We start from the raw sequence: 3426 nt of genomic DNA, 5'->3' as shown, positions 1-3426 counted from the left end.
TGTAAAATAAAATGGCTCATGCTCATTATCAACTAACTGGACCGCATAACGAGCTGCTTCATCGGGTGAGGTAAAAATACCATTATAGAACATACGCCTGTTACCATCAGACCCTGCGTGTAAATGCTTTTCTTCCTCAGCCGTTAAATAGCGATACAGAGGGATTTGTCTTCCATAGCTGTCTTTTATAGGTTTTCCATTTTTATCTGTTGCGTAGATCACTTTGCCATTTTCATCATGCAAAACCTCACCCTCAAGATGCTCTTTGACATATGCGATTTCGCGTATTTTGTTCCGATAATCAAATCCTTCATCCAACAATTCATTGATCATATCTAGACGATTATGGACGATACCCTCAAGCGATGTGGCATCTATCGGTGCCACGGCTTGGTGGGCTGCCGCGGTGTTGCGGTTGAGGGCATCAATGATTTGTCCAGCATTTTGTCCCATTGCCCTCTGGTTAGATCCACCGGTAAGGATGATGCTGCCATCACTGATAGCGGATTTGGTATATCCTTCCGCTTCATCGTGTGCCTTCCCATGATTTAAAGCATTTTTGGCAATGTTTTTTATCATGTCGTTCCCAGAAAGGCTAAACCCATGGCGGCTGGCTTGCGCATGGGAACTGTTGGCAATATCACTGGTGGCAATACTTCCTGTGATCAGGCTGTTTTTTTCTGCCGGCGCGCTGCTGGCAATGATGCCTCCGGTCAGCGTTGTTTTATCTTTAACGTTGATATTAAAGCCGCCATTACCAGTTTTGATGCCTGATTGTTCCACAACACTGTGATAATCGCTAGAGGATTGATCCTTTTGGAAAGAGGGGCTTGTTGATCCTGCATCAAAACTTTTGCTACCACCAAACCCTACAGAAACAGAGTTTTGCTTGCTGGAGGTTTGTCCCGTATCACTGCGGCTGGCAATAGTGAGAGCACCCCCTACTTCCATTTCTACACGCTCTCCAGAAACTACTGCTCCTGCCAGTGTGGTGTTTCCTCCACTTGTGCTATGAACAGTGCCAGTGCCAATGATATGGGCATTCTTTTGTTGAACATCCTCACTGAAACCTTCCCCTTGACTAAAAGCAGCATTGCCCGTTGCCCCTGCACCACCCGTGCCATAACCGTATCCAACATTTACTGAAGCAGTTTCACTTCTGTTTTGTGTGCTTTGCACATTTTGTGCACTTTCAAAGATGATATCTTTCCCTGCTCCCAAGGTGATATTTCCACTCTGTTCATCATTGCTTTGTATCGGGTTTGTTCCAGCAATAATATCGGCTCCAACACCATGGATGCTGCCTTTGTGGGCATGCATGTTGACAGCGCGTCCTGCTTCTATGCTATTGGTCACAGCGGTAGATGTCTGAACAGACGCTTCCGCTTTCTCTGTCTTAAAGCCCACGGTTACACTGCCAGAAGCATCAGCCATATTGGTAAGAGCATCCTTGGTAGAGCCTCCCAACCCTCCTAATGTGCTGCCCAGTGTTTTTGTTATATTGCCCCTTTCCCCTGTATTGCCACTCAACCAATCAACAAAATTCCTGCCTTTGTTAAAGAGATGATTGATTTTGATCGCGGTAAGGAGAGTGTTACCAATTGTGTTATTTCCATCCTTATTATTCATGCCATCTGCTGCATCTTTCATGCCTTGTACCGTGCCAAGGACACCTACATTGACAGTGGTTGTTACCCCAGCAAAAGACTTTTCATGTGTCTCTTTGCCATTGGAAATATTGTAGCTTTCTGACAGCGTGATATTATTTCCAGCATCAATATTGACATCACGATTTGCCAAAACATTTGTCGCTTGCAAGTTCACATCATGATCCGCATTAAACTGTACATCTTTGCCCGCCTTGAAATGAGATGGTGTATTGCTATTTTCCCATTGATCGCCCGTATCTTTAGCACTCGCAATCCCAACTCCCACGGAAGCACCACTTTTGCTTTTTTCAAACTGAAACCCAAAACCTGTGCGTTCTTCTTGGCTGTTTGACTTATGGCTATTATGACCCGGTAAAACATTGATATCATGCGCTGCCGAAACATGAATATTTTCTTGCGCTGTAAAATCAGAGCCTACAACCTTTACATCTTTTTTGGTGGCAGTGATGTTGATATTTTTTCCATTCAGAGAAGAGCCTTGATGTTCAAAACTCTCTTCATTTTCTGTTTTGCCCTCACTCCCGTATATCGACACAAAGCCCTTGCCTGAACCCACACCAAAACCCGTTTCATGCGTCTGTGAATGGCTCTTATGATGGTCTGTCATGCCATCAATCGTCACATTTTCTCCCGTCACATGAATATCTTCATTTGCAAACATATGAGAAGCTGTGATTGTGGTCTGTTTGTCTGATTGCGTGATAATGTTGCCCGTTGCACCAAGGATAGAGGAGACCGTTGTGCTATGCGATTGAGAACTATCGGAAGATTCCTCATGTAAAAAGCTGCTTTCAGACGATTGTTGTTGCTGGTCGTAATGTTCTTGAGCGCCTTTTATGACAATGTTTCCACCAGAATGAATGGTAATATCCGCTCGTTTCTGATCTCCCAGAGCTTTCTCTCCTGACGTTTCCTCTGCCTTACCGGCTACGAGCGTCGAGGCTACAACTTCCGTGTTGTTGCCAGAATCAATGGCAACGCCTTTGCCCCCTGTTATGCTCGAGCCCACAACTTGAGTAGCATCAATCTTGTTATGCTCGGATTTGCTGCTACTAAATGTTCCCCCCTCTTTATGATACGACATCTCGTAGTGTAAGTTATCCTCTGCATTGTTGATGAGAATATCGTTGCTGGCTTTCAGCCCTACCTTGCCCTCAGCAGCAATGGAACTGCCCGTGATGCTAAGATCATGCGCCTTCCCATCCTGCCCCGCTACGACAGTGCTATCACCCCCAGACTTTATCGAAGAGCCAACTGCATGAGAGGCTTGCATATCCACTTTCGTATTGTTGCCCTGAAGATGATACTCCATTTCATTCCTTCTCACCCCTATCGCTATCTCTCCTTTCGCGCCAAGAGCAACATTGCCCTCAGCGTCTATAGCAGAAGCAGCAATATGGATATCTTGACCAGAGAGAACAGTCGTGTCTTTTCCAGAACCTAAATGAGAGCCATTGTGTAAGGTAACATGGGAGGTTTGCCCATCCTGCGTATGATTGTCCATGCTGTTGCGGGTGGCATCAATCGAAACATTGCCTTCAGCTTTTAAGAGAAGATTATCCTTTGTTTGAACATCAGAGCCTAGAACATTGAGATCCTTTCCAGAGACAAGTGCCGTCGAGCCACCAGAGTGTACTTCCGATTTATGGTGCATGGTGGCATCACTATGCTCGCTGTGGTGATGCGTTTGTGCTGCGCCTATCGTCAAATTGCCCTGCTCTGTGGCCATGGCAAGATCACCCCCTGTGGTGATCTT

1 protein-coding gene is annotated in these 3426 nt (G+C 45.6%); it reads right to left on the bottom strand.

Annotated features, from left to right (window positions below; genetic code table 11):
- The coding region (locus MCO_RS09590) for a hemagglutinin repeat-containing protein (protein ID WP_007554265.1) at window positions 1–3426 on the bottom strand (3426 nt) is incomplete at both ends.

Source organism: Bartonella sp. DB5-6, assembly GCF_000278115.1.
GTDB classification, from domain to species: domain Bacteria; phylum Pseudomonadota; class Alphaproteobacteria; order Rhizobiales; family Rhizobiaceae; genus Bartonella; species Bartonella refiksaydamii.
The sequence above is the reverse complement of the archived record's forward strand: the minus strand, read 5'-3'. Positions and strand labels throughout refer to the sequence as shown.